Source organism: Halomonas sp. IOP_14, from assembly GCF_021021315.1.
Classification (GTDB): Bacteria; Pseudomonadota; Gammaproteobacteria; order Pseudomonadales; family Halomonadaceae; genus Vreelandella; species Vreelandella titanicae.
The window spans coordinates 1-25,554 of sequence record NZ_JAINWD010000040.1 but is presented as its reverse complement, the minus strand read 5'-3'; the positions used below and the strand labels follow the sequence as shown (position 1 = coordinate 25,554).

General features: G+C 56.0%; 26 protein-coding genes. 13 read left to right on the top strand and 13 right to left on the bottom strand.

Features of this window, described 5'->3' with window-relative positions:
- Positions 1-3 precede the first annotated feature (3 nt).
- Positions 4-1,011: a ubiquinol oxidase subunit II gene (cyoA, locus tag K7H09_RS19770; protein ID WP_141439717.1), complete on the bottom strand. Its 1,008-nt coding sequence runs from the start codon at positions 1,009-1,011 to the stop codon at positions 4-6.
- A gap of 345 nt (positions 1,012-1,356) precedes the next feature.
- The gene (locus tag K7H09_RS19765) at positions 1,357-2,139 is read right to left on the bottom strand and encodes a DeoR/GlpR family DNA-binding transcription regulator (protein WP_022520638.1); all 783 of its coding nucleotides are present in this window, start codon (positions 2,137-2,139) and stop codon (positions 1,357-1,359) included.
- Between the two features lie 310 nt (positions 2,140-2,449).
- On the opposite strand from K7H09_RS19765, the gene K7H09_RS19760 reads away from it, so the two are divergent.
- The 7 genes from K7H09_RS19760 to cdd all read left to right on the top strand — a co-directional run bounded on the left by K7H09_RS19760 (position 2,450) and on the right by cdd (position 9,261).
- On the top strand, positions 2,450-3,295 hold the full coding sequence (locus K7H09_RS19760; protein WP_022520639.1) for an outer membrane protein OmpK: 846 nt from the start codon (positions 2,450-2,452) through the stop codon (positions 3,293-3,295).
- A gap of 36 nt (positions 3,296-3,331) precedes the next feature.
- Positions 3,332-4,615, top strand: coding sequence for a NupC/NupG family nucleoside CNT transporter (locus K7H09_RS19755; RefSeq protein ID WP_009287198.1), 1,284 nt, complete (start codon positions 3,332-3,334; stop codon positions 4,613-4,615).
- An 85-nt stretch (positions 4,616-4,700) separates the two neighbouring features.
- Positions 4,701-5,495 (top strand): deoxyribose-phosphate aldolase, encoded by a 795-nt coding sequence (gene deoC / locus K7H09_RS19750; RefSeq protein ID WP_009287197.1) that lies wholly within the window; start codon positions 4,701-4,703, stop codon positions 5,493-5,495.
- On the top strand, positions 5,495-6,850 hold the full coding sequence (gene deoA, locus K7H09_RS19745) for a thymidine phosphorylase (RefSeq protein ID WP_009287196.1): 1,356 nt from the start codon (positions 5,495-5,497) through the stop codon (positions 6,848-6,850). The genes deoC and deoA overlap by 1 nt, the downstream gene beginning before the upstream one ends.
- Positions 6,847-8,091 carry a phosphopentomutase gene (locus tag K7H09_RS19740; RefSeq protein ID WP_009287195.1) on the top strand — a complete coding sequence of 415 codons (1,245 nt, stop codon included), beginning with the start codon at positions 6,847-6,849 and terminating at the stop codon, positions 8,089-8,091. The genes deoA and K7H09_RS19740 overlap by 4 nt, the downstream gene beginning before the upstream one ends.
- Before the next feature lie 12 nt (positions 8,092-8,103).
- Positions 8,104-8,829 carry a purine-nucleoside phosphorylase gene (gene deoD, locus K7H09_RS19735; protein ID WP_230805656.1) on the top strand — a complete coding sequence of 242 codons (726 nt, stop codon included), beginning with the start codon at positions 8,104-8,106 and terminating at the stop codon, positions 8,827-8,829.
- A gap of 12 nt (positions 8,830-8,841) precedes the next feature.
- Positions 8,842-9,261, top strand: a complete 420-nt coding sequence (gene cdd / locus K7H09_RS19730) for a cytidine deaminase (protein WP_141439725.1) — start codon at positions 8,842-8,844, stop codon at positions 9,259-9,261.
- Between the two features lie 29 nt (positions 9,262-9,290).
- Here the strand turns inward: cdd and K7H09_RS19725 are convergent, their stop codons facing one another.
- The 6 genes from K7H09_RS19725 to K7H09_RS19700 all read right to left on the bottom strand — a co-directional run bounded on the left by K7H09_RS19725 (position 9,291) and on the right by K7H09_RS19700 (position 13,746).
- Positions 9,291-9,725, bottom strand: coding sequence for an acyl-CoA thioesterase (locus tag K7H09_RS19725; protein WP_141439726.1), 435 nt, complete (start codon positions 9,723-9,725; stop codon positions 9,291-9,293).
- A 364-nt stretch (positions 9,726-10,089) separates the two neighbouring features.
- Positions 10,090-10,503, bottom strand: a complete 414-nt coding sequence (locus K7H09_RS19720; protein WP_141439727.1) for a type II toxin-antitoxin system VapC family toxin — start codon at positions 10,501-10,503, stop codon at positions 10,090-10,092.
- Complete coding sequence (gene vapB / locus K7H09_RS19715) at positions 10,500-10,730, bottom strand: type II toxin-antitoxin system VapB family antitoxin (protein ID WP_141439728.1); 231 nt, start codon at positions 10,728-10,730, stop codon at positions 10,500-10,502. Before vapB ends, K7H09_RS19720 begins: the two co-directional genes overlap by 4 nt.
- A gap of 114 nt (positions 10,731-10,844) precedes the next feature.
- Positions 10,845-11,834, bottom strand: coding sequence for a LacI family DNA-binding transcriptional regulator (locus K7H09_RS19710; protein ID WP_230805655.1), 990 nt, complete (start codon positions 11,832-11,834; stop codon positions 10,845-10,847).
- A gap of 86 nt (positions 11,835-11,920) precedes the next feature.
- Positions 11,921-12,970, bottom strand: a complete 1,050-nt coding sequence (locus K7H09_RS19705; RefSeq protein WP_230805654.1) for a Gfo/Idh/MocA family protein — start codon at positions 12,968-12,970, stop codon at positions 11,921-11,923.
- Complete coding sequence (locus tag K7H09_RS19700; protein WP_230805653.1) at positions 12,967-13,746, bottom strand: ThuA domain-containing protein; 780 nt, start codon at positions 13,744-13,746, stop codon at positions 12,967-12,969. The genes K7H09_RS19705 and K7H09_RS19700 overlap by 4 nt, the downstream gene beginning before the upstream one ends.
- 272 nt (positions 13,747-14,018) lie before the next feature.
- On the opposite strand from K7H09_RS19700, the gene K7H09_RS19695 reads away from it, so the two are divergent.
- Entirely contained in the window at positions 14,019-15,143 is a 1,125-nt protein-coding gene (locus K7H09_RS19695; protein ID WP_230805652.1) for an aminotransferase class V-fold PLP-dependent enzyme, read from the top strand.
- Between the two features lie 43 nt (positions 15,144-15,186).
- Here K7H09_RS19695 and K7H09_RS19690 read toward each other — a convergent pair whose 3' ends face one another.
- Positions 15,187-15,876, bottom strand: a complete 690-nt coding sequence (locus K7H09_RS19690; protein WP_027959889.1) for a CBS domain-containing protein — start codon at positions 15,874-15,876, stop codon at positions 15,187-15,189.
- Between the two features lie 165 nt (positions 15,877-16,041).
- The gene (locus K7H09_RS19685; protein ID WP_027959890.1) at positions 16,042-17,472 is read right to left on the bottom strand and encodes a hypothetical protein; all 1,431 of its coding nucleotides are present in this window, start codon (positions 17,470-17,472) and stop codon (positions 16,042-16,044) included.
- A 112-nt stretch (positions 17,473-17,584) separates the two neighbouring features.
- Here K7H09_RS19685 and K7H09_RS19680 point away from each other — a divergent pair, with 112 nt between their 5' ends.
- Entirely contained in the window at positions 17,585-18,604 is a 1,020-nt protein-coding gene (locus K7H09_RS19680; RefSeq protein WP_027959891.1) for a J domain-containing protein, read from the top strand.
- Between the two features lie 59 nt (positions 18,605-18,663).
- Positions 18,664-19,095: a hypothetical protein gene (locus tag K7H09_RS19675; protein WP_022520651.1), complete on the top strand. Its 432-nt coding sequence runs from the start codon at positions 18,664-18,666 to the stop codon at positions 19,093-19,095.
- On the opposite strand, the gene K7H09_RS19670 is transcribed toward K7H09_RS19675, so the two are convergent.
- Positions 19,012-21,546 carry a mechanosensitive ion channel family protein gene (locus K7H09_RS19670; protein WP_022520652.1) on the bottom strand — a complete coding sequence of 845 codons (2,535 nt, stop codon included), beginning with the start codon at positions 21,544-21,546 and terminating at the stop codon, positions 19,012-19,014. The genes K7H09_RS19675 and K7H09_RS19670 overlap by 84 nt on opposite strands.
- 127 nt (positions 21,547-21,673) lie before the next feature.
- Here K7H09_RS19670 and K7H09_RS19665 point away from each other — a divergent pair, with 127 nt between their 5' ends.
- The gene (locus tag K7H09_RS19665; protein WP_009287187.1) at positions 21,674-22,684 is read left to right on the top strand and encodes an amidoligase family protein; all 1,011 of its coding nucleotides are present in this window, start codon (positions 21,674-21,676) and stop codon (positions 22,682-22,684) included.
- Between the two features lie 74 nt (positions 22,685-22,758).
- Entirely contained in the window at positions 22,759-23,442 is a 684-nt protein-coding gene (locus K7H09_RS19660; protein WP_022520653.1) for a gamma-glutamyl-gamma-aminobutyrate hydrolase family protein, read from the top strand.
- On the opposite strand, the gene tpx is transcribed toward K7H09_RS19660, so the two are convergent.
- On the bottom strand, positions 23,439-23,939 hold the full coding sequence (gene tpx / locus K7H09_RS19655; protein ID WP_230805651.1) for a thiol peroxidase: 501 nt from the start codon (positions 23,937-23,939) through the stop codon (positions 23,439-23,441). The genes K7H09_RS19660 and tpx overlap by 4 nt on opposite strands.
- 136 nt (positions 23,940-24,075) lie before the next feature.
- Between tpx and K7H09_RS19650 the strand changes: the two genes are divergently transcribed.
- The gene (locus tag K7H09_RS19650; protein WP_230805649.1) at positions 24,076-24,792 is read left to right on the top strand and encodes a glutamine amidotransferase; all 717 of its coding nucleotides are present in this window, start codon (positions 24,076-24,078) and stop codon (positions 24,790-24,792) included.
- Between the two features lie 24 nt (positions 24,793-24,816).
- On the opposite strand, the gene nfi is transcribed toward K7H09_RS19650, so the two are convergent.
- On the bottom strand, positions 24,817-25,503 hold the full coding sequence (nfi, locus tag K7H09_RS19645) for a deoxyribonuclease V (RefSeq protein WP_230805671.1): 687 nt from the start codon (positions 25,501-25,503) through the stop codon (positions 24,817-24,819).
- Positions 25,504-25,554: the final 51 nt, after the last annotated feature.

The following is a 25,554-nucleotide window of genomic DNA, read 5'->3' as shown; positions in this document are numbered from 1 at the left end:
GGCTTAACCTCCCACTTCTACGCTAGAGGAGTGGCTGCGCATGGCATTATCCTGACTAGCATGGTTGTTAGTGACATGACCTGATTCGGCCGCGTGATCGGCAGTCTTCTCATTTTCGCCATCGTGGGAGTCAGCATGATCGCCGCCCATCTGATGCTCGCCGCCGGTATGGAAGCTTCGTAAGATGCTTTCATACAGCGATGGTGAAATGGCTGAGAAGTACTCAACCGGATTCGATTCGCTAGGTTCCGCCAACGCTTCATAACCTTCTGGGTAGGTCAGCGTTTGTGGAGCAGCGCGTACCATTTCCACCCAGGCGTCAAAATCCTCGGGGTTGGTCACCTTGGCTTCAAAGGTCATGCCAGAGAAGCCCGCGCCACTGTAGTTGGTGGAACGACCAGGGTAGCTACCAATTTCATCGGCGATGAGATGGACATCGTTATCCATGCCCGCCATGGCATAAATCTGGCTGCCAAGATGGGGGATAAAGAAAGCGTTCATCACTGAGCCTGAGCTGACCCTAAAGCGCACCGGTGTATCTACCGGAAAGGCCACTTCGTTAACACTGGCAATACCCTGCTCGGGGTAGATAAACAGCCACTTCCAATCAAGCGCCACCGCCTGTATTTCGATCGGCGCCACATCGCTTTCCAGCGGTTTGTGGGGATCAAGGCTATGGGAGGTCTTCCAGGTCAACAGGGCGAGCACCGCGATAATCGCACAGGGCACGATCCACACCACCGCTTCAATCACGTTGGAGTGCGCCCAATCAGGCGTGTATTTAGCCAGGCTATTACTACGCCGGTAACGCCAGCCAAACAGCAGCGTCATGACAATCACAGGAATAACTACAATCAACATTAGGCCAAAGGCGGTCAGAATCAGTGTGCGCTGCTCAGCGCCAATCTGGCCTTTTGGGTCTAGCAGCGCTGAACTACAGCCTGCTAGAAACAGACACAGCGCAAGGAGCACTAGAGTGCCTCGCCTGCGCCAAAGTGAGCGTCGTTGCATGGTGTGATCTCGTCAGAGGTTGTTTAAAACACTAGCTAGCCATGTCGCCCTTCTACATAGCAGGCTAACTACCACCCCATACTCTTCCCAAAACATGCTCTGCATGGCGCTCTTGAAAACGAGCTAGGAAAACGCTCTCAAGGACAGTGCACACGTGACGCTGGGCGCCATTGCTCCGGGAAAAATATGCGTCGCCGGATGGGAATTGGCGACGAGCCTCGCTGGCCTAAGCACTAAAGGCTTAAGCAGTTAAGACTAAAGTATTTTCTATTGATCGAGATCATGAAAGAAGTGGCGCATTGCCGCACCCAAGGTATTGACTGGGATGAGCAAGGGGGAAATCGCTTACGCCACTGTGACGGTGGGAACCACTATCTCAGGTACAACGCGGCCATTTTTTTTAAGCAACTGCGGGGCGCCCTCTTCGTCGGTAACCACCACATCAAAATCGTCCAGAGCAGCGAAATAGGCCGGGCGAACTACGCTGAACTTACTGGCATCTACCACCAACAGGCGCTGCATAGCGGTGGCAATGGCAGCCTGTTTAGGCGCCACTTCGTGAAAGTGAAAGCAACTAACACCACGCTCTAAATCCACCCCTGCAGCGGAGATCAGCGCCTTATTAATGCCTAACCGCTCGATAGCAGCAGTCATATTGTCGCTACCGAATGACTGCGAGGTGGCATAAAACAGCCCGCCCAGTAGCACCAAGCGCACGTTGGGCAGGGCGGCAACGGCATTGGCAACATTAAGCGCATAGGTCACTACCGTCAGCTCTCGGAAATGACTTAACTGGCTCAGCAGCGGCATTAGCGTTGAGCCGCAGTCGATAAACAGCGTATCGCCCTCTTCTATGTAGGCTAACGCCCGCTGACAAAGCCGATACTTGGCCTGGTAGTGGCTAGCCTGCTGTTCGGTCAAGTCATAAATAGGCGTTACGCCAGGGTAGTTTGCCATCACTAGGCGTCCACCCAGCAGGCTAATGGCAGTATCCTGAGTCGTCAGATCGCGACGGATGGTCATTTCGGAAACATCGCATAGCTCTGCGGCATCGCGCAGATGAAGAGTACCGCCACTGGCAAGCGCTTCCTGAAGCTTGGCAAGGCGCAGCGCACTACGGCCATTCATGGTGGGCATCTCCTGGCAAACCCCTCTTGTTGTGATTTTCGCAACGAGAGCATCGGTGTTGCGTCCATTTTCATTTCTATGCTGAGCGAGCGGCGGCGTAATTTCCACTGCTACGACGGCTATTGGTGCTATTAGTGCCACAATGAGAGCCATATGACATTTAAATAGCGTTGATGTGACAACTCTTGCAAATCAACGTTAGAAAAATAACACTAAATGTTATAATTTTAACATTAACGCCAGCCCGCACGACTACAACCTCGGATAGCCACACCCAAGTGGCTCCGCGACAACCAATGTTGAGGCTCTCATGACTGCTCGTACACACTCTCGCCCCCCTTCGTCTAAGATCGCGCTTGGCGCTGGCGTATTAGGGGCCATACTCACTACGCCGCTAATGGCAGACGAGGCTGCTCAGTCGCATCCTCTAGATCGACTGTGGTCATTCGCCAACGTTTCGGTTAACTACCTGGACTGGTCAAACGGCACCGAGGCGCGCACCGCTTCCAACGCGGCGAAAAGCGACTTTATGTTTCTCGAAATCGAAGGCGGCGCTGGCTTTAGCTGGGGCGAGTTCTACGGCTTCTTTGATTTCGAGAACCCCACCAACGACCAGTTCGATGAGTCCAGCGGTGGTAAAGACAACTTCCGCACCGCGGGTAAAGTGACCTCACACATTTACCTGGGTGACAGCTCGCTGTCGATTTACGCCCACCTGTATGACTTCCGTGATTACGGTTATGACAGCCGCGAGCAGGATCAGATTCTTGGTTTGGGTTACCGCACTACCTTCGACAATGGCCTGTGGTTCAAGCCCTTTATCGGTGCTGCGCGGGTACAAAGTAACAGCTATACCGGCATGAACGGCTATATGGCAGGCTGGGTCGCGGGTTATGATTTCACTGCACTCAACCAGGACTTCAGCGTCACCAACTGGCACGAACAGACCTTTGGTCGCGACGATGAGTATCTGGAGCAGAACTACGTGGGCGATACAGCGGGCAGTGTAGGCACCAACGGTGCACTGAGCCTATGGTGGCATCCGAGTGATTTGATCACCACTGGCATTCAGTATCGCTACTCTGACAATAAGTTGGGCACCCCCAACAATTATCAGAATGCGATGATCTACTCCGTCAAGCTCAACTTACTATAAACGCGCTTCTTACTCGCGGACTCGAAGGATCTCCTTATGACACTCCTTATGAGCTTGGTGGGTATGGTCACTCTGGTGGCCATTGCCCTGATCTTCTCCTACGACCGTAAATCGATCCGGCTACGTACCGTGCTGGGCGCCTTTGCTATACAAGCGGGGATTGGTGCCTTTGTACTTTATGTGCCGTTTGGCCAAGCGGTACTACAGGCCATCTCCTCCGGCGTTAGCCAAATTTTGGTGTATGCCAACGATGGTATCGGCTTTCTGTTCGGCGGCTTAGCCGATGTGGATAATGTCGGCTTTGTATTTGCGATCAAAGTACTCCCCGTCATTATCTTCTTCTCCTCGCTGATCGCCGTGCTCTACTACATCGGCATTATGCAGTGGGTGATTCGCATCCTCGGTGGTGCCCTGCAAAAAGCCCTGGGCACCTCTCGCACGGAGTCGCTTTCTGCAACGGCAAATATTTTCGTCGGCCAGACCGAAGCACCTTTGGTGGTGCGTCCGTTTATCGCCCGCATGACGCCTTCGCAGCTGTTTGCCGTTATGTGTGGTGGTCTGGCATCGGTCGCCGGTTCAGTATTGGCGGGCTACGCCGCGCTGGGTATTCCCATGGAGTACTTGGTAGCGGCCTCCTTTATGGCGGCGCCGGGCGGGTTGCTGTTCGCCAAGCTGATCATGCCGGAAACCCAAGACGTTACCGACAGCGACAGCGTTACCAAGGTGGAAGAAGAGATTGAAGCCCTGGAAGATAAACCTGCCAACGTACTGGACGCTGCAGCATCGGGCGCTACCTCGGGCCTAATGCTCGCGGCCAACGTGGGCGCCATGCTACTCGCCTTTATCGCGCTGATTGCGTTGATCAACGGCATCCTGGGTGGCATTGGCGGCTGGGTGGGCTTTGACTCGCTGAGCCTGGAGCTGATCCTGGGCTGGCTGTTTGCCCCGCTTGCCTTCCTGTTGGGTGTACCCTGGGAAGAAGCGACGCTGGCTGGTTCATTCATTGGCCAAAAATTAGTGGTCAACGAGTTTGTCGCCTACATCAACCTAGCGCCTTACATTGATGGGGAACAGGTGGTAGCTGCGACGGGTCAGATGATGACACCGCACACCATGGCGATCCTCTCTTTTGCGCTGTGTGGCTTTGCGAACCTCTCCTCCATTGCGATTCTGCTGGGTGGCCTGGGTAGCATTGCCCCTACCCGCCGCAAAGAGATTGCTCGTTTTGGCGTCAAAGCCGTATTGGCCGGTACACTGTCCAACTTGATGTCGGCCTCGATTGCTGGCTTCTTTATCGCCCTAAGTAACGTCACTGCTTAACGCAGCGGGTTTTACTGAAGGTGGCGGGCACTGCGGCTTTATCCGCAGTGCCCGTTTTTATCTTTTACTGATTTGTGAGAATTCCATGACTGCGACCGCCTCTCCCCATATCGTCCAAGCCGCCCGCCAAGCACTCACCCTCATGGATCTGACGAGCCTGAACGACAACGACACGGACAGCACCATTGAAGCGCTCTGCCAGCAGGTGAAAACGCCCTTTGGCACCCCTGCCGCGGTCTGCGTATACCCACAGTTTATTGTCACCGCCCAGCGTGCCCTTACGGCTCACAAGCTAAACGAGCAGGTGAAGATCGCCACGGTCACCAATTTCCCTAATGGCGACGACGACATTATGGCCGCCGCCCGTGAAACCCGCGATGCGGTTGCCTCCGGCGCCCATGAAGTTGATGTGGTATTTCCCTACCGCGCGTTGATGGCAGGCGACGAAGAGACCGGCCTTGAGCTGGTAGAAATGTGCAAAGCCGCCTGCGCTGGTCAAGCACTGCTCAAAGTGATCATTGAGTCCGGCGAGCTCAAAGAACCTGCGCTGATCAAACGCGCCAGCGAACTGGCCATTGAAGGCGGTGCGGATTTCATTAAAACCTCGACCGGCAAAGTAGCTGTTAACGCTACACTGGAAGCCGCAGAAATTATGCTCAAAGCCATCAAGGCCAGTGGCCAAGACGTTGGTTTTAAAGCAGCAGGTGGCGTCAAAACCGCCGAAGACGCAGCAGAATATTTGGCTCTTGCTAACGATATTATGGGCTCAGGCTGGGCGACGCCCGCTCACTTCCGCTTTGGTGCCTCTAGCCTGCTGGGTAATCTGCTGGCTACGTTGACCGGCAACACCAACGCGGCCACCACTGACGGAGGTTACTAATGTCTGCCAACGCGACTAAACACACCCTTCTTCCCCAGGAGCTGATTCGCCTAAAGCGTGATAACCAGCCGCTGCCCGCGGAAGAGATTAAAGCCTTTGTGCAGGGCATTGCCGATGATCGCATCAGCGACGCCCAAATTGGCGCCTTCACCATGGCCGTGTTTCTCAACGGCATGAGCCGTGAAGAAGTCGTTGCGCTGACCACCGCCACCCGCGACTCTGGCCACGTGATGCAGTGGAGCGATCTAAACCTGCCCGGTCCGATCGTCGACAAGCACTCCACCGGCGGCGTGGGCGATTTGGTTTCGTTGGTGCTCGGCCCCTGGGTCGCCGCCTGCGGCGCCTTTGTACCGATGATCTCCGGTCGCGGCCTGGGCCACACCGGTGGCACCCTGGATAAGCTCGAATCGATCCCCGGCTACGACCCCTACCCTGCCCCTGAGCGCTTCCGCGAGGTGGTGAAAACCACCGGCGTAGCGATTATTGGCCAAACGGGTGATCTCGCCCCCGCCGACAAGCGCATCTACGGCGTGCGCGATGTGACCGCCACCGTGGAATCGATTCCGCTGATTACCGCCTCTATCTTGGGCAAGAAGCTGGCCTCCGGACTGGATGCGCTGGTAATGGACGTTAAAGTCGGCAGCGGCGCTTTTATGCCTACGCCGGAAAAATCCCGCGAACTGGCCAAAAGCATCGCCAATGTGGCCACCCAGGCAGGCACGCCCACCACCGCCCTGCTCACCGATATGAGTCAGCCGCTGGCGCCCTGCGCCGGTAACGCCGTAGAGATCGTTGAGACTCTGGCCCTGCTGCGTGGCGACCGCCCCAACAGCCGCGTGATGCAAGTCACCCGTGAACTGGCCGTGGAAATGCTGATCGCCGGCAGGCTCGCAGGCTCACGTGAAGAAGCACTTACTCAGCTTGAGAAGGCGCTAACCTCTGGCGCAGCTGCTGAAGTATTCGCCCGCATGGTGCACGAACTCGGTGGGCCTAGCGACTTTATGGAACGCTCCGAACACTACCTAGCCAAGGCCGAGGTAATCAAGCCGGTATATGCCGAGCAATCGGGTATCGTGCAACGCATCGATACCCGTGCGGTGGGCATGAGCGTGGTGGAACTGGGTGGTGGTCGCCTGCGCAACGATGCCAGCGTCGATCACAGCGTCGGTTTCACCGACATCGTCGAAATCGGTGAGAGCGTGGATAGCCAGCGCCCCATTGCCATGGTGCACGCCCGCAGTGACGCCGCCGCCGAGCGCGCCGCCGAACAGCTGCGTGCAGCGTTTACAATTGGCGAAGGTGCCGCCAACGCCGACACCCTGCTACAAGACACTTTCCGTGGAGAAGCCTTATGAGCCGCGCGATTGTACTGGTACTTGACTCCTTTGGGATTGGCGCCGCCCCGGATGCCGCGACCTTCGGTGATGAAGGCTCCGACACCTTGGGTCATATAGCCGCCGCTTGCGCCCGTGGTGAGGCGGATAACGCCAACCGTTCTGGGCCACTCAAGCTGCCCAACATGGCCAAGCTGGGACTATTTCATGCCCACCGCGATGCCACGGACAGCGTTGCCGAAGGCGTCACGCTGCCGGAAAGCCTGGAAGGCGCTTACGCCCACGCCAAAGAAATTTCCAGCGGCAAAGATACCCCCTCCGGCCATTGGGAAATTGCCGGTGTCCCGGTACGCTTTGAGTGGGGCTACTTTCTGGATAAAACCGACAGTTTCCCCCTTGAGCTGCTCGACGCCATCGTGCAAGAAGCCGATCTCACTGGGGTGATTGGCAACTGCCACGCCTCTGGCACCGAGATCATCTCTCGCCTGGGTGAAGAGCACATAGCCACCGGCAAACCCATCGTTTATACCTCGGCGGATTCAGTGTTTCAGATCGCCGCTCACGAAGAGCATTTCGGCCTTGAACGGCTTTATAAGCTGTGCGAAACCGTCCGCGAACTGCTTGAGCCCTACAATATTGGCCGTGTGATTGCGCGTCCGTTTATCGGCGAAGACAGCACCACTTTCACCCGCACCGGCAACCGCCGCGACTACAGCGTTGAGCCGCCCTCACCCACCGTGCTGCAAAAGCTTGATGATGCCGGCGGCGAAGTAGTCTCGATTGGTAAAATTGCCGACATCTACGCCCACTGCGGCATTACTCACAAGGTAAAAGCCAGCGGCCACGATGCACTAATGGACGCCACGCTCAAAGAGATCGCGCGCACCAACCAACGCGACGAAGGCGAGCGCGCCATGATCATGACCAACTTTGTCGATTTTGACTCGGTCTATGGCCACCGCCGGGATGTGCCGGGCTACGCCGCCGCGCTGGAAGATTTCGACGCCAAGCTGCCTAAGCTCCTGGCTGCGCTAAGCGAAGATGATCTGCTGATTCTCACCGCCGATCACGGCTGCGACCCCAGTTGGCACGGCACCGAGCACACCCGCGAGTACATCCCCATTCTGGTACACGGCCCCGGCTTTACCCCCGGCCCGCTGGGCGAGCGCGGCACCTTTGCCGATATTGGCCAAACCCTGGCCGACTTTTTCCTGTTACCGGCCATGGCCGATGGCAAAAGCTTTCTACCCGACGCCGCTTAAAGGAGACCTTTGATGGCAACCCCACATATTAACGCTGCTCCCGGTGATTTTGCCGATACCGTACTGATGCCCGGCGACCCGCTGCGCGCCAAATACATCGCCGATACTTACCTGGAGAACGTGCGCCAGGTCAACGACGTGCGCAGCATGTTCGGCTACACCGGCACCTACAAAGGCCGCGAGATATCCGTGATGGGCCACGGCATGGGCATTCCGTCGGTCTCCATCTACGCCAAAGAGCTGATCACCGACTACGGCGTTAAATCGCTGATTCGTGTGGGCTCCTGCGGCGCGGTGCGCGACGATGTCAACGTCCGCGATGTGGTCATCGGCATGGGCGCCAGCACCGACTCCAAGGTCAACCGCATGCGCTTTAACGACCACGACTTTGCTGCTATTGCCGACTTCGAACTGACTCAGCACGCGGTGGCTGCCGCCAAGGCCAAAAACGTGCCGGTCAAAGTGGGCAACATCTTCTCTGCAGACTTGTTCTACAACCCGCAAACCGAAATGGCTGAAATGCTCAAGCGCTACGGCATTGTCGGCGTCGAGATGGAAGCCGCAGGTCTTTACGGCGTCGCCGCTGAGTTTGGCGCCCGCGCCATGACCATCTGCACCGTGTCGGATCACATCCTGAAAGGCGACTCGCTCTCCAGCGCCGACCGTCAAACCACCTTCGACGATATGATGCTGATTGCTTTGGACACCGTGTTACGCGACGACGCAGCCCACGCTTAAGAGGAAGTTGTGATGAGTCAGCAAACGGATGAAGTATCAGAAGAGATCGTTGAGAAGTTATTCAGCGCGCGGGCTAACGCCTATGTGCCCTACTCAGCACACCCGGTGGCATCAGTAATGGTGACGCCGGATGGCCAGCAGTTTGCGGGCACTAACGTAGAAGTGGCGCACTACAAAGGCCTGTGTGCCGAAGCCTCGGCCATTTCCGCCATGATCACCGCAGGGCAACGCCAGTTAGCCATCGTCTACGTCATGGGCCCAGGCGATCACTTATGCACGCCCTGCGGCGACTGCCGTCAGCGCATCCGCGAGTTCGCCACGCCAGAAACGCAAATCAAGGTGCTATCCGGCAGCGGCGAACTACTGAAAACCTACACCATGGAAGCCCTGCTGCCCGACGGTTTTGGGCCCGAGCAACTGCCGCCGCGTTAATATTCCTACACAAAAGAAGCCGTTTCGCTTTATTTAGCTGACGGCTTTTCCGTGGACAACTGTTGATACGCTTCCACAGCAGCCACCACTTCTTCGGGTGGAATGACGCCGTCTTTACCACGAATAACCGCACGCGAAACACCTTCAGCAACCGTGGCACCGCTGGGGTTGGTAAACCTGTGCCGCATGTAAAAGTACTTCTCGTCCCAATGCTCCATACTCATATTGCAACGATAACGCTGACCAAGCTTGAGTGACTTATAGTAGCTCATGTCATGATACGAGATGATGGGCATCCATTTTCGACGAAGCATGATTCGAGCCAAGCCTGTGCGAATGAACAAGTCAATGCGGTTAAGATCGCAGATCGTCATGAACCGGCCATTGTTCATATGGCCATTCACGTCGATATCATTGGGTAAAACAAGCCCCTCAAGGGTATTTTCAAGGGCATTAAGGCGCATCCAACCGCGTCGACGCTTCGCAGTCAGTAGTAGCCAGATCATTCGAAAATATAGATTCACTGTGTTGTCCCCATAAAAAATCAATCACGTTATCGAGCCAGCTTGGCCAGAACTTGCCTTCACGCATCTGGTAGAAACCTAGATGCCCTCCAGTTGTGGAAAACCGAGCGGTAAGGTTATATCGCAGTAATTCTGGATACGTGGTCGTAAGAATTGAGTGCAACATCTTGTCAAGGAGTGACACATGACGTAATAGAAAGCGGGAGAACCGATGATATTAATTGCTGCACCATGTTGTTTAATGAAATTATGGTGCAATACCGTTGGTTTTATAATTCTGTCAGTTCTCGTTAAATAGTTAGTGTTAATGCACCCAATCTTCATAAACCAACCCTGGAACACGGCTAAATTCACGCACGTTGTTGGTAACCAGGGTGCAAGTCGAGGCCATTGCATGCCCTGCAATGGCCGAGTCGTTTGAGCCAATAGGCGTGCCTGCTTTAGCTAACACCCGCATTATCTCAACGGTTGCATCCACGGCTTGCTTATCCCAGGGCAATACAGCATCCAATCGCTTCACGAATTCATCAACAAGAGACTTGTGCTTAGCAGATGCTTTCTTGCCGATTTGACCATAGCGCATTTCTGCATAGGTAACCGTCGATACAACTATTCGATTCCCCTGCCCAACCTCAGTGGCTAGGCGACTGATAACCGATGCTGCTTGTTCGCGCATAATGAATGAACAGATACAGGTATCCAGCATATAGGTCGTCACAGATCGAACCTGCCCTCATCACTCACAACGTTAGGACGCTCAATTAGAAAATCGTCATCCGCTTTGGGTAGTTCAGAGAAGGATACCCACGAGGGGCGTACAGGCCGCAATGTGATGACGTCGCCTTCACGCGTGATTTCAAGCTCTCCGATACCCTCATATGCCATATCGTTAGGTAACCGGACGGCTTGATTTTTGCCGTTTTTGAAAATGGATACTGTACGCATAAAAACCCCCTACAAATGCCTTATCTGTACAATATAGCCACCCATACTTGCATATGCAAGGCATATGCAAGCACTACTCCCCGACGCCTTCGGGCTGGAGCAGCTACCCCCGCGCTAACTCGTTTCGCGCACCACCAGCGCCACCGGCAGCGATACGTGCCGGGGCGCTTCTCCCGCCCTTGCTTCTGCCAGTAGTGACATGCTCGTCGCGGCTATCTCGGCAATATCCTGGCGAACAGTGGTGAGCCCAGTGGCGAGGGCGGGCAGGTCATCAAAGCCTGTCACCGCGACCTGAGCAGGCACCTCGATCCCGCGGTCTTCCAGCGCGGCCACACAGCCCAACGCTAGTTCGTCGGTGGCGCATACCAGCGCATCAAAAGGCAGTGATTGAGTGCCCTCTTCGTCTAAATAGCGATTTAGATAGCGATAGCTGTTAAGGGAGTCTGACGCGAAGCGGTGCGGTAGGCTGATCAAGCGTTCAGCAAACCCAGCCTCTGCCAACGCCCGCCGGTAGCCCTCCAAACGGCTATGGGGACGCGGCACCTCTAGCTCGCCGCCCATAAACGCCAGCCGCCTGCGACCCTGGGTAATGAGGTGGTGGGTCATCTCATACAGCCCCTGCCGATCGTCCGGGGCGACGGAAAAGCCTTCCCCGGCATCACCTATGCGCACAAAAGGAATCGCAGCGGCCTTAAGCAGCGCTGGGCGCTCATCGTCTGGGGCTTCACCAAGCAAAATAGCTGCCCCCGCGCGTTCGGGTAATTCAGCGGTTTGTTGGTGATTAAAGAACACCGGCACCATACCCTGCTGATGAAGGGCCACGGTAAGGTGCTGGTAGAGCAAGATATAGTAAGGGCGCAGCTCGATATCCTGACGGCCAAGAGAGATGCCTACCACCGCCGTTTTACCGCTTATTAGCTGACGAGCCGCGGCGCTGGGTTGGTAGGCCACTTCATGGCTAATCGCCAAAATCTTCTCACGCAGGGCGTCACTGAGCCCTGGCTTGCCGTTCAGGGCCCGGCTGACCGAGGCAATCGATACTTCGGCCCGCCGGGCAATTTCTCGAATGGTGGCCGTTTGGGCGCTTTGTTTGCTCTTTATCACCGAATCTCTCAACGACTATTTCCCGCCCTATCACTCATCTGGAAGGCTGTCAGTGTGCCGAAAAACGCCCTGTGTTGCGACGCTGATTACACTGCAATTTCCAGGCTGCGATCTTCCTGACTGGAGATAACACAGGCATCAAGAACGGTTTGAATCGCCGCCCCGCGGGCAAAGTCCGGCTGGTCGTTTTGACCACTGCGGATGCTTTCAACAAAACGCTGATAGATACTGGGTGTTGGCGGTGCCTTCACTGTGCTCCAGCACGCCGGGTGAACGTCATCGTCCAAACACACCTGCACGTCGTCTTTTGAGGCGTCTAAATCGACGCGAATAGCACCTTTATCGCCGTGTACACTCAGGGTTAACGAGTTGTGATGCCCGGTCGCCCAGCGGGTGGCTTGAATGGTGCCCTTGGCCCCATTGGCAAACGTCACTCGCATTAGCGCGGCGTCGTTGGCATCCAACAAATAGTCACCAATCCGGTTGTCTGGAGCTTTTTCAAAACAGGTCAGTTCGCAGTTAACGCGAGTAATATCGCCGACCGGAAAGCTGGCAAAATCAACAATGTGAACGCCCACATCGCCCAGTACACCTTTGCTGCCATGGGCTTCCGAGAGCCGCCATAGCCACTGGCTCTCCTGATCCCAGCGCCCCCACTCATTGCTGACCAGCCAACTTTGCCGATAGCTGGCATCTACGTGGCGAACTTGACCAATCGCCCCAGCGGTAATCAGCGCGCGAGCGTGTTGAATGGCCGGGGCATCGCGATAGCTAAAATTGACCATATTGATGACCTTAGCGGCCTGCGCCGCTTGGGCCATTTCATGCGCATCATCCGCATTCGTCGCCAGCGGCTTTTCGCACAGGATATGCTTACCTGCGGTGATCGCGGCCAATGACGTGCGCTTATGAACACCATCTGGCGTGACGTTGCTAACGGCTTGGATATCCTCCCGCGCCAGCATAGCTTCCAGGTCGTCATACGCATCGGCGATACCAAAACGGCCAGCAAAGTCGCGGGCCTTGGCCAGCTCCATATCGCACACCGCCACCACTTCCACTCCCTCGATCCGGCTAAAGTGCTTGGCGTGTTCACCCGCCATACTGCCAGCGCCAATAATCGCTAAACGGATCATTTGAAGCCCTCCTCGCCAGGTTTATGCAGCCCTTCGCCTTTGATTTCCACCGGGTTGGGGGCCTGGTCGGCAGGAACATTGGGGCAGCTATCGATCCAGCGGGAGCCTTCCGGGCGCGCCCATTTCACAGCGTTCTTCAGTACGGTTTTTACCTGTTCGTTGTAATAGATCGGATAGGTTTCGTGACCTGGGCGGAAGTAGAAAATCTTGCCGTTGCCGCGCTTGTAGGTCAGCCCTGAACGGAATACCTCACCACCCTCAAAGGCGCTGATAAAGATCACTTCATCGGGGTTGGGCACCGCAAACGGCTCGCCGTACATTTCAGTATGCGGCAGCTCGATATAGTCGCCCAGGCCCTGAACGATAGGGTGACCAGGGTTAACGACCCACAGCCGCTCGCGCTCTCCCGCTTCCCGCCACTTGAGTGAGCAGGTCGTGCCCATCAGGCGTTTGAAGATTTTTGCGTAGTGCCCAGAATGCAGCACAATTAGCCCCATCCCCTGCAACACGCGCGCCTGCACGCGGTCGACGGTTTCCTCCAACACATCGCCATGGGCAGCGTGGCCCCACCACAGCAGCACGTCGGTATTTTCTAGGATCTCTTCACTTAGCCCCTGTTCAGGGTCTTGCAGAGTGACCGCACGGGCATCGAGCCCTTCAGCTTCGTTTAACCCTTTGGCGATGCAGTTATGCATACCTTCTGGATAAATTCGCGCCACGACTTCATTGGTTTGTTCGTGGACGTTTTCACCCCAAACGGTAACGTTAATGGTCATCTATTCTCCTTAGCCGTAGCCGGTTAACAGCACAAAAGCAGCTTAAAAGTGCTGCATAACCCACAAAGTAAACGCTTACCCCGTCAACGTAAACGTTTACTCATGTGCAACTTTAGTCGCTAACCCGTTTATAGTGTCTAGACCATCACCATTGGCATCGCGACGAAGTTATCCGTATTCTGAAACGCAACCTCGCGCTTTAGCGTGACTCACGATGCGTGTTTAATTATTTGCTTCTAACAACAGGCTGTTTCTAAAAACAGGAGAACGCCATGGCTGGTTTACTACCCAACGTCGACCCCGACGGCTTGCTTGAATACTCGGTGGTCTACACAGACCGTTCGCTGAATCACATGTCACAGCAGTTTCAAGGTGTGATGCGGGATATTTCAGCCACGCTGAAAGAGGTGTACAACGCCCAAGCGGCCGTTATCGTGCCCGGTAGCGGCACCTTTGGCATGGAAGCGGTGGCGCGCCAGTTTGCCGTTGACCAGAAAACCTTGGTTATTCGCAACGGCTGGTTCAGCTACCGCTGGACGCAAATTATTGAGATGGGTCGCTTAACCGACCAGCACACGGTGCTTAAAGCACGGCGTCTAAAGGCCGATGACCCGCGCTCGCCTTTTCAGCCAGTGCCCATTGAGGAGGCCGTCGCGCAGATTCGTAGCGAAAAACCTGCCGTTGTGTTCGCCCCGCAAGTCGAAACCTCTGCGGGCTTGCTACTTCCGGATGACTATATTCAAGCGCTCGCCGAAGCCACTCACGAGGTAGGTGGCCTGTTTGTACTGGATGCCATCGCCGCGGGCACTCTGTGGGTGGATATGCAGGCACTCGGCATTGATGTGGTGGTAAGCGCGCCGCAAAAAGGCTGGAGCGGTTCGCCCTGCTGCGCCATGGTAATGCTCTCGGAACGTGCCACGCAGCGCTTGAGTGAGACCCAGAGCAACAGCTTTGCCTGCGATTTGGGCAAGTGGCACAGCATTATGCAGGCCTATGAAAATGGCGGGCACGCCTACCACGCCACCATGCCTACCGATGCACTGCGGCAATTACGGGACATTATGCAGGAGACCCGTGTTTATGGCTTTGCCAAGGTAAAAGAGGAGCAGCAGGCGATTGGCCGGGAAGTCCGCGCCATGCTTAAACGCCACGGTTTTGTGAGCGTTGCTGCGGAAGGTTTTGAAGCCCCAGGCGTAGTGGTGTGCTATAGCGACGATAGTGGCTTAGTGGGCAAACTTGCCCAGGCGGGCGTGCAAGTGGCGGGCGGCGTACCGCTAATGTGCGATGAGGGCGATAACTTCCAAACCTTCCGCATCGGTCTATTTGGCCTCGATAAGCTGCACCACACAGAGCGCAGCGTGAACAGCTTAGAGCAGGCGATTAAAGCAGTGGTGTAAGGTAAAGAAGGCAGAGCCCGCTATTTTAATAGCGGGCTTTAGGTCACATATAGCCCACGCCCCGCGGCATCATGCCCAGATGATTTTCAACTTGGGTAACCCCAGGCACGTTTTCCGCAGCAACGGTTACCGCCTGCTTCTGTTCAAGGGATTCGACCAGCCCCCATACCTCCACAGCGCCGCCATCCACAATCACGCTAATGCCTTCAACTTGTACGCCGGTATTATTCTCAACTTCTTTGAGAATAGCCTCACGAATTTGACGATCATCCGTGGGCGACTGGGTTGGCGCCACTGCGGCATTGGCGATACCCTGGAGCAAGTTAGCACGGCTAACAATACCCACTAACTTGCCATCACGTAGCACAGGCACCCGCTTGATATGATGTTTTTCCAGCATTCGCGCAATGGTATGCAGCGGCGTGTTCTCTTCCACGGTCATTGGATTCGGGGTCATGACCTCGTGGGCTTTACGACCATGGGACTTAACATAGTCGCCAGCATCCTTGCCGCCGGTAAACAGCGATAACCACCAGGAGTGTCCGTGATCACTGTCACTTTTTACCCGGCGCATTAAATCACCTTCGCTGACAATGCCAATCACCCGCCGCTCACTATCTACGACAGGCACCGCACTAATACGGTGCTTGAGCAGCAGTTGCGCAATTTCACGTACTTCGGCGTCAGGCCCCACACTCACCACTTTGGGCGTCATAATATCGATAGCTTGCATTGTACTCCTCCTTGAGCTCAACCTTTAAAGACTGAGCCGCAGATGCAGATTATCCTGCTTGTTCTTTGAGCCTAGCTCGCTGCTGAAGATTTGCCCATGCTGGCTAGCGATCTCAAAGAACGCATTGAGGCTGCGTTGACCTGGCGCAGTTTATTGGCACTTTTGTTATTCGCTTTCCTTCACCACGCTGCTCTCTTCGACTTTCTCGACATCGACAATGCCCGAGCGGCTAACGACAACCTTCCAGCGGGCCAAGTAAGGGCTATCCTCACTGCCCGTCTCCCGAACCACTAAGTTAAACAGATGACGGCGCTCGACGCCCTCGCGAACTGCTTGGCCATCTTTTAAACGGTAGATGTGATGCTTGCCCTTACTCATTAGTCGCGTAAGCATGGAGATATCCAGATTGAGCGTTTCGCGGGTATGCTCGTAGCCGCTCAAAAAGCGCGTAGGCGACATACGTGAGCTTGAACGATAGTGCAGCACCACTTCTTCACGCTGGGCTACCGTACGGCGGCGCATCTGCTTGATATCATCGCCCAGCGATGCGTAGCGCTTGTAGTCAAACCACTCCAACTGGCGGCCCACCACGGCGTTGCGCGTGGGGTCTAAATACTGGCGCCGCCACTTGGGACGGCCTTTACGCAGCCAGCGCCACAGGGTATTGCGCAAATCATCCTTAAACACTTCGCGCAGGGCGTAGAGCAGCGCCATGGCTAATACGAACAGCGCGGTGATATCTCCCAGAGCATTACGCAACTGCAGCACGCCTAACGATACAAAGGCCATTACCACGGCGGTGGCAAGCGCTTTGACCGCTTTTTGCTCGCCGCCACCCAGCTCCAATGCCTCTTGTTTCAGGGTAATCGGGTGCTCAATCAGGCGCCGCAACAAGCGCATTTTATTCGACATCCGCGTGGGATCAGCCATCACGCGCTCGGCGTTGTACTGCTGTTCGCGGCGATACTCGCCCTCCCGGTGACACACGCTAATAAAACGTCGGCGAATATCGGTAAACTCTCCGCCGCGGGGCATGTGTGCCACCAGCGCCAGCAGCTGTTGTTCGGTAAACCAGGAGAGGTAGTTATCGATATTGGCAAAGTACTTATATAGACTTTCGTCATCAGGCTGGTGGCGACGCAGCCGCTTGAGAATACCATCGCTCAAGTCGATCATCTCATGCAGTTGGTCACGTAGGGCAACGGCACTCTCTTGCACCTCACTGTTCTCTTCGCGCTCCTCTTGGCGAGCATGGCGCAGCTTATTGGCATTCACCAACATTGCTCGAGTAGTGCGCTCCATCGCTTCCACGTATTGATAGGCGTAGAGACTCAAGCTCAACCGATACGAGTCGCTGCCGAGCCGATTACGGCTGGCCAGCCGACTGTGCACCAGCGGTAAGAGATACTCGTCACTATAGTAGGTGCGCGAGACATTGATAGCGGCATGATAAAAGGCTTCTTCTGAGATAAGCTGGGTGCTTAATCCCAAATCGCCAGGCACAAAAAGATAGACGTCGAGGTTATGCGATGTCTCTTCCTTGAGCCGCCGGGTAAGACGCAGCTGAAAGCTGTTTTTACGCTCAACGTTGATCAACTCATCAATCTCCTACTCCTTTGCCTAACGCGATGATATACCATGGCTAACTTGATCATGGCGCTACCTAAAGCCACCCCTCTGCTCACCTCTTCACCTATGGAGCTAGGAAATGTCCATTGCCCGTTTTTCACCCTTTGAGCTGCTGCTATTAAAGAGCCGCAGCCAAGTGGATACGGCAACCCTGCTGCTGTTGGCCTGGGTGCTGGTGCACCGTCAACATGTTTCAGAGGGGCAGCGGCGGCGCCGCCTGGCTCAGGTGACCGCACAGTTTCGCCACGGGCATGAGCTGGGGCCAGTAATGAGTATTGCCCGTAGCCAAGACTTGCAAGCGATCCAACTAGCTGCCGAGGTGGTTCGCAAAGAATGCGGCACAGAACGCAGCCTGAGCGTTATTCATCAAGCGATTACCGTCGCCACTGACGACGGCGAGCTGTCCCTGGCCAACCACTATATTTTGCGTTTTTTGGCCGACCTGCTAAGTATCGCACCAATGACCTTGAATACTCTGTTTAAAGAGCTCACCGGCACACCCCTTGCCACACCCGAAGACCCCAGCCGTGATGCTTACTGGCAGGCACACGACCCAGATTATCATGCCCGAAAAGCACGCGAAGCCGAGGCCGCTGAGCAGTACCACCAACAGGCCAATGCTCGGGCCGAACAGCAGCAACAACAGAAAGAGCGACGCCACCAGCAGAAGCAACAAAAACAGCAGGAGAAACAGCAACGCCAGGAGCAGGCTCGCCAAGCCCGCGAACAGGAACAGCAGCGCCAGCGTGAACAGACGCGCCAACAGGAGCAGGAACGGCAACGGCAACAACAGCAGCGCGAACAGGCCGAGCGCGAACGGCGCCGCTCTCGCCAGCAAGATTCTCGTCACCAGCATCGCCAACAAGAGCATCGCCAGCAGCGCGCCTCACCGCCGCCCGATCGCACCACTCGGGCGCTTTCGGTGCTAGGACTTACCCCAGGTGCCACCCGGGTAGAGGTTCGCCACGCCTATCGGCGGATGGCGCAGCTCCACCATCCAGACCGCTTCTATTCGGAAAGTGAACAACAGGTCGCCTTGGCCTCAGCGCGGTTTCAGCGTATTAAAAACGCCTATGATTATTTGATGCAAACTTACTAAGACCATGTAACGCTAGACGTTTCGCAGGATGCACTGGCCCATGAGAATAAATTGACCCTATGCGCGATTTGTACCAGCGCCTCGCGGTTTCCCCCGAGGCCAACGAACAAGAAATCAGCCAAGCCGTGGCTAGCTGCCAGCATAGCGCGCTACGCCAGGATGCCGAGGCGGTGTTCGCGGTTGCCGAACGCCGCGAAACCTACGATACGCTGCACGACACCGTCAGCGATATCGGTAAGCTACGAGCGCGCCTGGGGCTCAGCCACGGCGCCCACTGGCAGGGCGATGTCGCCAACGACTTTTCGCTGCCGCCGGATCACGCCATTTCCCGTCACGACGAACTGGTCGACCGCGTTAGCCACGCGGTCTCGTTGTACAACCGTTGGCGCCGCTGGCGGGGCCCGTGGTTACTCATCGCCGTGTTCGCCACCGGGGCTGGCATAGGAATCGCTCTGGGGCTTGCCCTGTGCCTGGGGCTTTTGCCGATGTGACGCAGCACGATTATTCGTATTATCGTGCCTGCGTGCCTGTTCATCCTGGCGAATCTCAGCTTTTGTCGGACGCGGCGCGGGCTTCGGAGGTGTTGGTTTCTTATGCTCCTGTGGGTTGAAGTCACTTGCTTGCGTCGCGCTATGCTTGCCTTGTTCACTCTCAGGCGAAGTGTTTTCTTGCCCAGCTTGTTCTTGCGAGCCCTCTTCTAAAGAGAATGAAGTACCCGCGGTCGCCTCCATGCGGTCTTCAGCGCGTGCTTCCATACTGACACTAAGACGCGGCACGCCCAGGTCAATCTCTTGAGCTTCCATACGCTGCTTCAGCAACAGGTTAAACGCCCGCGAGACATCCCACTGCATCTCCGGCGCGGTGCGAAAGCGCATGCGTAAAATGGGGCAGCCATCTTCAAAACCCTGAACGCCCTGCATCTCCAGCGGCGACCAGATGTAGTGGCGCATCATCGGATCACGGCGCAGCTCCTGGGCAGTCTCCTGCATCAGCGTAATCGCATCGTCGATTTTCATATCAAACGGAATGCGTATTCGCATCAGCGCGATGCCGAACTGGCGGGACATGTTATGAATCGACTCAATGCGGCTAAAGGTGATGATGTGCACAATGCCATCCAAATCGCGTAGCCGCACAGTGCGCAGCGTCAGCCCCTCGACCGTGCCCATATGGTTATTGATCTGCACGAAGTCATCGACCGCTAACGAATCTTCGATCAAGATAAAAATACCGGTAATCAAATCCTGCACTAACGTTTGCGCACCAAAACCGATCGCCAGACCGATCACACCAGCACCCGCCAGCAGCGGTGTGACGTTGACACCCAAATTAGCCAACCCGGCGATAACGGCAATAATCAGAATTGTTACAAAGATGACGTTGCGGATCATCGGCGTGATGGTTTGCGCCCGGGCCTGATTGACCCGCCGCCCACGTGAACGGGCTGACGATGTTAGCGCTCGCTGAATGGCGGTATCGGCAAATATCCATACCAGCCATGCAAGCAACACCGTGGCCCCCAAGCTAACCAGCGCTTGGCCAATCCGCGCGCTGGCCACGGCTTGTTGGCCCAAACCGAAGAACGAACTGCCCCACACCTGCATTGAGAGTTCGGCAAACACCATCCACGAGCAGATGTGCGCCAACACGAAGCCGAAGCGCTCTAAACGTTTGCGATATTGGCTATAACGGCGGCGGTGGCGACGCTTGCCCATCCGTTCCGCTTGGCGGCGCAGCAACCCGGTGACTACCAGTGTCAGTACCAGCAGGCTGGCGGAAATAATCGAGCGCGCCAGAGCAGTGCCCACATCGCCCACGGTGATAAAAATCGCCAGCAGCGAACCGCTCACCAACAGCAGCGCGGGTATGTGCCATAGCCCCCCCAGGGAGCGAATCATTTCGACCGCGGTGCTGGCGTCACGCCGCTGCTTGAAGGGCCGGTTGCAAATCAGGTGGCGCACGGGGCGCTTAAACTTGAGAATAAACCGCGCTGCAAGCAACGCCGCGAGCATATTGGAAAGCACAGAGGCTAGGCTCGACAGCTCGCTACCCAGCATTTCAACGAGACGAGTGGAGTTGACCGCGTCGCCAAGCGCAATCAAAGCACCAATCACAAACAGCCCGCGCAGCGCACGCTGTTGAAGCAGTTGAACCGCAGTAAAACGATGGCCACGGCTAAAGAACGCGATGACTGTTTCAAACACCACCGATAGCGCCCTGCCACACAGGCAGATATAGGCCACTACCAATACCAGCGTACGCCCAGGGCTATCGGGCAGCACCTGGCCAATCCCCAAGGTAATGGCAAACGACAGTGCCCAGGGCAGCATGCGGCGCAAAAAGTGCACTGCCATCAGCCAGCCCTTGGGATCCCGAGGCAGATCCAACGGCCACTCACGCCGGGTAGCGATCATGCGCCCAAAGGCAATCATCAGCACCAACAGTACGCCCCAAACCAAGGCCAGCACCGCCCCTTCGGCAACCGCTCGAATCGCCTCCCCCTGGTCGGCATCATCGTTAAGCGCGCGCAAATCATCTACGCCCTGAACCAGCTGGCGTGACCACTGATCAACCGGCGAATCCCCCGCCTGGGCCTGATCACCCAGGTCACTTAAGGTATCGGCGAGAGCACCCAGTAATCCCTGGCGTACTACGCCCTCATCTGCGCTGGCAGCGTCTGCGGTTACTTGCAATTCGCGTAGCGATTTAAGCAACTCTGTGCGCCGCTCTTCGTTTTCAAGCATGGTGATGACGTCAGTGAGCGACTTCTGAAACTCTTCACCGCTAACGTCAGCGCTTTCCTCTTCGGAACCGCTGCTCAGGCCGGGCAGCGACACCGTTTGCGCCTGGGCTTGAGTGATTGCCATGCTCGTCATTGCTAGGCTTGCCAATACAAACAAGACAAAACCTATTAACGAATTGATTAACCAGTGCTGTCGCACGCCTTACTCCTGAAAATTAGCTTAGATGGCGTCCTGCTTATCATTTGCCGCCGCTATTAATACGCTCAGTCTCAACGCGTGACTATGATAGGCTGAAGACTTAAACGTTCACCTCAAGGACGCCGAGATGACGCTACAAGCTCCACCTAACCGCTTAAACAGCCAGGGGAAAATCCGGCACGTTGGCATTGAAATCGAGTTCGCTGGCCTGCCGCCCCGAGACACGGCGATGATCGTACGTGAACTGTTTGGCGGGGAGCTTAACGTGGTAAGCCCCCATCGGCTACTCGTTGAGGATACCCGCTGGGGAGAATTTGGTATCGAGCTCGACACCCAATACGCGCATCCCGACAAATCGCTGGCCGACGACCCTCACCCAGAAGATAGCGAGTGGGCGCGCCATCAGCATCAACGCCGGGTCGAGTTCCATCACAAAACCCGCGAGCTGATTGGCGACATGGTCACAGGCCTGGTGCCTACCGAAATCGTTTGCCCACCGATACCTTGGAATGAGCTGGAAGATTTAGACGCGCTGTTCGAGACACTACGAGAGCATGGCGCTAAGGGCACCGATGCCAGCCTGCTGTATGGGTTCGGCTTACACCTAAACCCTGAAGCGGAGCGTTTCGATGTTGACTATTTGCTAGCCATGCTGCGTGCGTACCTGCTGCTAGCTGGCTGGCTGCGCGACGAAATTAAAGTCGATATTACCCGTGAGATGCTGCCCCACGCGAATCCATTTCACAAAGCCTATGCGTTAAAAATACTGGATAGCCACTATTCGCCTGATCTCGACACGTTAATTGACGACTACTTGCACCATAATCCCACGCGCAATCGCGAGCTGGATATGCTGCCGCTATTTGCCTATCTACGCCCCGACCACTCTCATGAATTGCTGCATACGCAGCTTACCAAGCCGCGCCCCACCTTTCACTACCGCTTACCCAACGCTCAGCTTTCCCAGCCGGGGTGGGGCTCAGTGACCGAGTGGAATCGCTGGGTGGAAGTCGAGAAACTTGCCGCTAATTCTGAGGTGTTACTCGCTCGCTGCGCTGAATATATCGCCGACCATAACCGACCGATGCTGACCCGCGTAAAAGAAAAACTAGTTCGTTTGCTTCGCCGCGAACACTGATTGTGTTGTAGAGCCCAGCTATATAAAACCCGTTTAGCATTCTTCATTTCCTGTCACAGTGAGTAACTATCCACATGACTCGGCCGCTTATCGGAATTACTACCTCTGACCAAAAAAGCCACTTAGCGTGGTGGTTTGATTGGTTCGCCGTCTGGCGGCATGGCGGCAAACCGTTGCGGTTATCGCCTTCGCGCCCGCAGCCGGAAAGCCTGGACGGCTTGATCATTGGCGGCGGCGACGATATTCAGGCCCACCTCTACGGTGGCGAAGTACAATTAGATGTTCGTTTAGACCCTGCAAGGGATGAGCTGGAGCTAGCCCTGCTTGAACGTTTTATTCCGCTGCATACACCAGTGCTGGGTATTTGCCGAGGGGCACAATTAATCAACGTGCATCTTGGTGGCACACTGGATCCCGATATCTACACCACCCACGAAGGGTTAAAACGGCGACGCACCGTTCTGCCGCGAAAAACCGTTGATATCGTGGGGGCAAGTAAGTTGCATCGCCTGCTAGGAGTTACCTGGTGTCGGGTTAACAGCCTGCATCATCAAGCCGTTTATCAGGCAGGCAGAGGGATTGAAATCGTTGCACGCGACCGGGATGGCCTAGTGCAGGGCATTGAGTCACCGGAGCACGACTTCTTGATTGGCGTGCAGTGGCACCCGGAGTGGCTGATTTTCAATCGCCCCCAGCAGCGCTTGATTCGCGCGCTGGTGAGGGCGTCAGAGCGGTATGCTACACGGCATACGAGCTAGCTCAGCACCGCCAAAGCAGCATCATAATCAGGCTCGTTCTTCAACTCGCTCACCAGCTCGCTGTGCAGCACCCGGTTATCGGTATCCAGTACGACGACTGCACGGGCGCAAAGACCTTCCATGGAGTTGTTGCACAGCGCTACGCCCCAGGCTTCGCGAAACTCGGGGTGGCGAAAAGTAGACAGTGTTTCGACGTTATCCAACCCTTCCGCGCCACAAAAGCGTTTGGCCGCAAAGGGTAAGTCCGCGGAGACGACCAATACCACGGTGTCGGCAAGGTTAGACGCCAGCTCGTTAAAGTGACGCGTGGACATGGCACAAGTGGGCGTATCCACACTGGGGATGATATTGAGCACTTTACGCTTTCCTGCGTACGTATCGAGCGTAACGTCTTGCAGATCGGTGTTGGTCAGCGTCATCGCCGGTGCCGCCTGCCCTTTTGCAGGCAGTGTGCCAGCCACATCCAGCGGTTCGCCTGCACGGGTAATCTGTTGCATTATTGTCTCCTTATGATGTGCATAATTAATGCGTTCTTACCATTTAAGCAGCCATGGTAGGCTATTTTTACGCCTTTGCGCTCTTCCTGAAAGGCCTTTGTTCAATGTTTGCGTTTCATCATACCGAGGGAGTGATATGGCCTGTGTATTGATCGTTAAAACCGGCGACGCTTTTCCGGAAGTCGTCGACCAGCACGGTGATTTTGAAAGGCTATTTATAAAGCAGCTTAACATCGCGCTGCCCGCGCATTTAGAACTACAGGTGTGGGATGCAACCCGCCAACCCAGCGCTCCTGAACTTAATACACTCGCGGGTATTGTGATTACCGGTTCGCACAGCATGGTCAGTGAGGCGGAACCCTGGAGCGAAGCACTGAAGCCGTGGCTGAAGGAGGTGCTGGCAAACGACATTCCCATGCTAGGCGTTTGCTATGGCCACCAGTTAATGGCCGCCGCTTTTGGTGGCATGAGTGACTACCACCCGGCTGGCCGCGAATCGGGCACGCACACCGTGCGACTCACCCAAGCGGGCCAGCAAGACCCGCTGTTTAGCCAACTACCGGAAAGCTTTGCCGCCCACCTGACCCATGCCCAGTCGGTGATGCAGGCGCCCCAAGGTTGCACGGTGCTGGCCCATAACAGCCACGACGCCCACCAGGCGCTGCGCTACGGCCCGCGCCAGTGGAGCGTGCAGTTTCACCCGGAATTTACGGCGCCGGTGATGCGTGCTTACCTTGAACGCCAACGCGCCGCCCTACGCGACCAAGGCGAAGAGCCCGACACCCTGCTGGCGAACATTACTGACTGCCAAGAGGCCTCCAGCCTACTGCGACGTTTTTTGGCGTTTGTATAGCCCTTAGCCATTGGCAATCGACGGCTACTTACGCTGATCACGCCGTGAGGCCAGCCGATCCGCCAGCCGCGTTGGCTCGGGTAGCTTGGTACGCCCTAAGCAGCGCAGCACCCAGGTCAGCGAGGTTTCTAAAGTGATCCACTGGCCAGGTGATACGTACACGGGCTTGACCTTGGTGCGGGAACGCAAAACGGCACCAATGGTTTCCTGCCCCGCGGAGAGCGGCACCCAGTCGCCGCGCTGCTCGCCCACCTCGGCGTGTTGGCCATATAGGCGTGACTTGGCAATACCGATGGTAGGTAGATCGAGCCATAGCCCTAGGTGAGCCGCCACACCTAACCGGCGTGGGTGCGCAATCCCCTGGCCGTCGACCATCACCAGTTCAGGCATCACGCTGAGTTTTTCAAACGCGCCTAGCGCGGCGGGGATTTCTCGAAACGAAAGCAAGCCGGGGATATACGGCATTCGGGTGGGCTCGCGATGGACGACCTGTTCCACCACGCTTAAATCGGGTGCGGTGGCAGGATCCCATTTCAATACCACCACCGCTGCCCGAGTGATTTCGCCGCCCTCTTCGAACCCAATATCCACCCCGGCGATATGCGTTATCGGCGCTAGGCGATCAGTAAGTTCCAATCGCCTCGCCAACTGCAACTGCAGCGCCATCGCTTCCTTGGGTGCCAGATTCCATTCGTGTAGTGGTGCGGACATGGTTTCCTCCTTGAAGTGGTGAATGGTGAATGGTGAATGGTGAATGGTGAA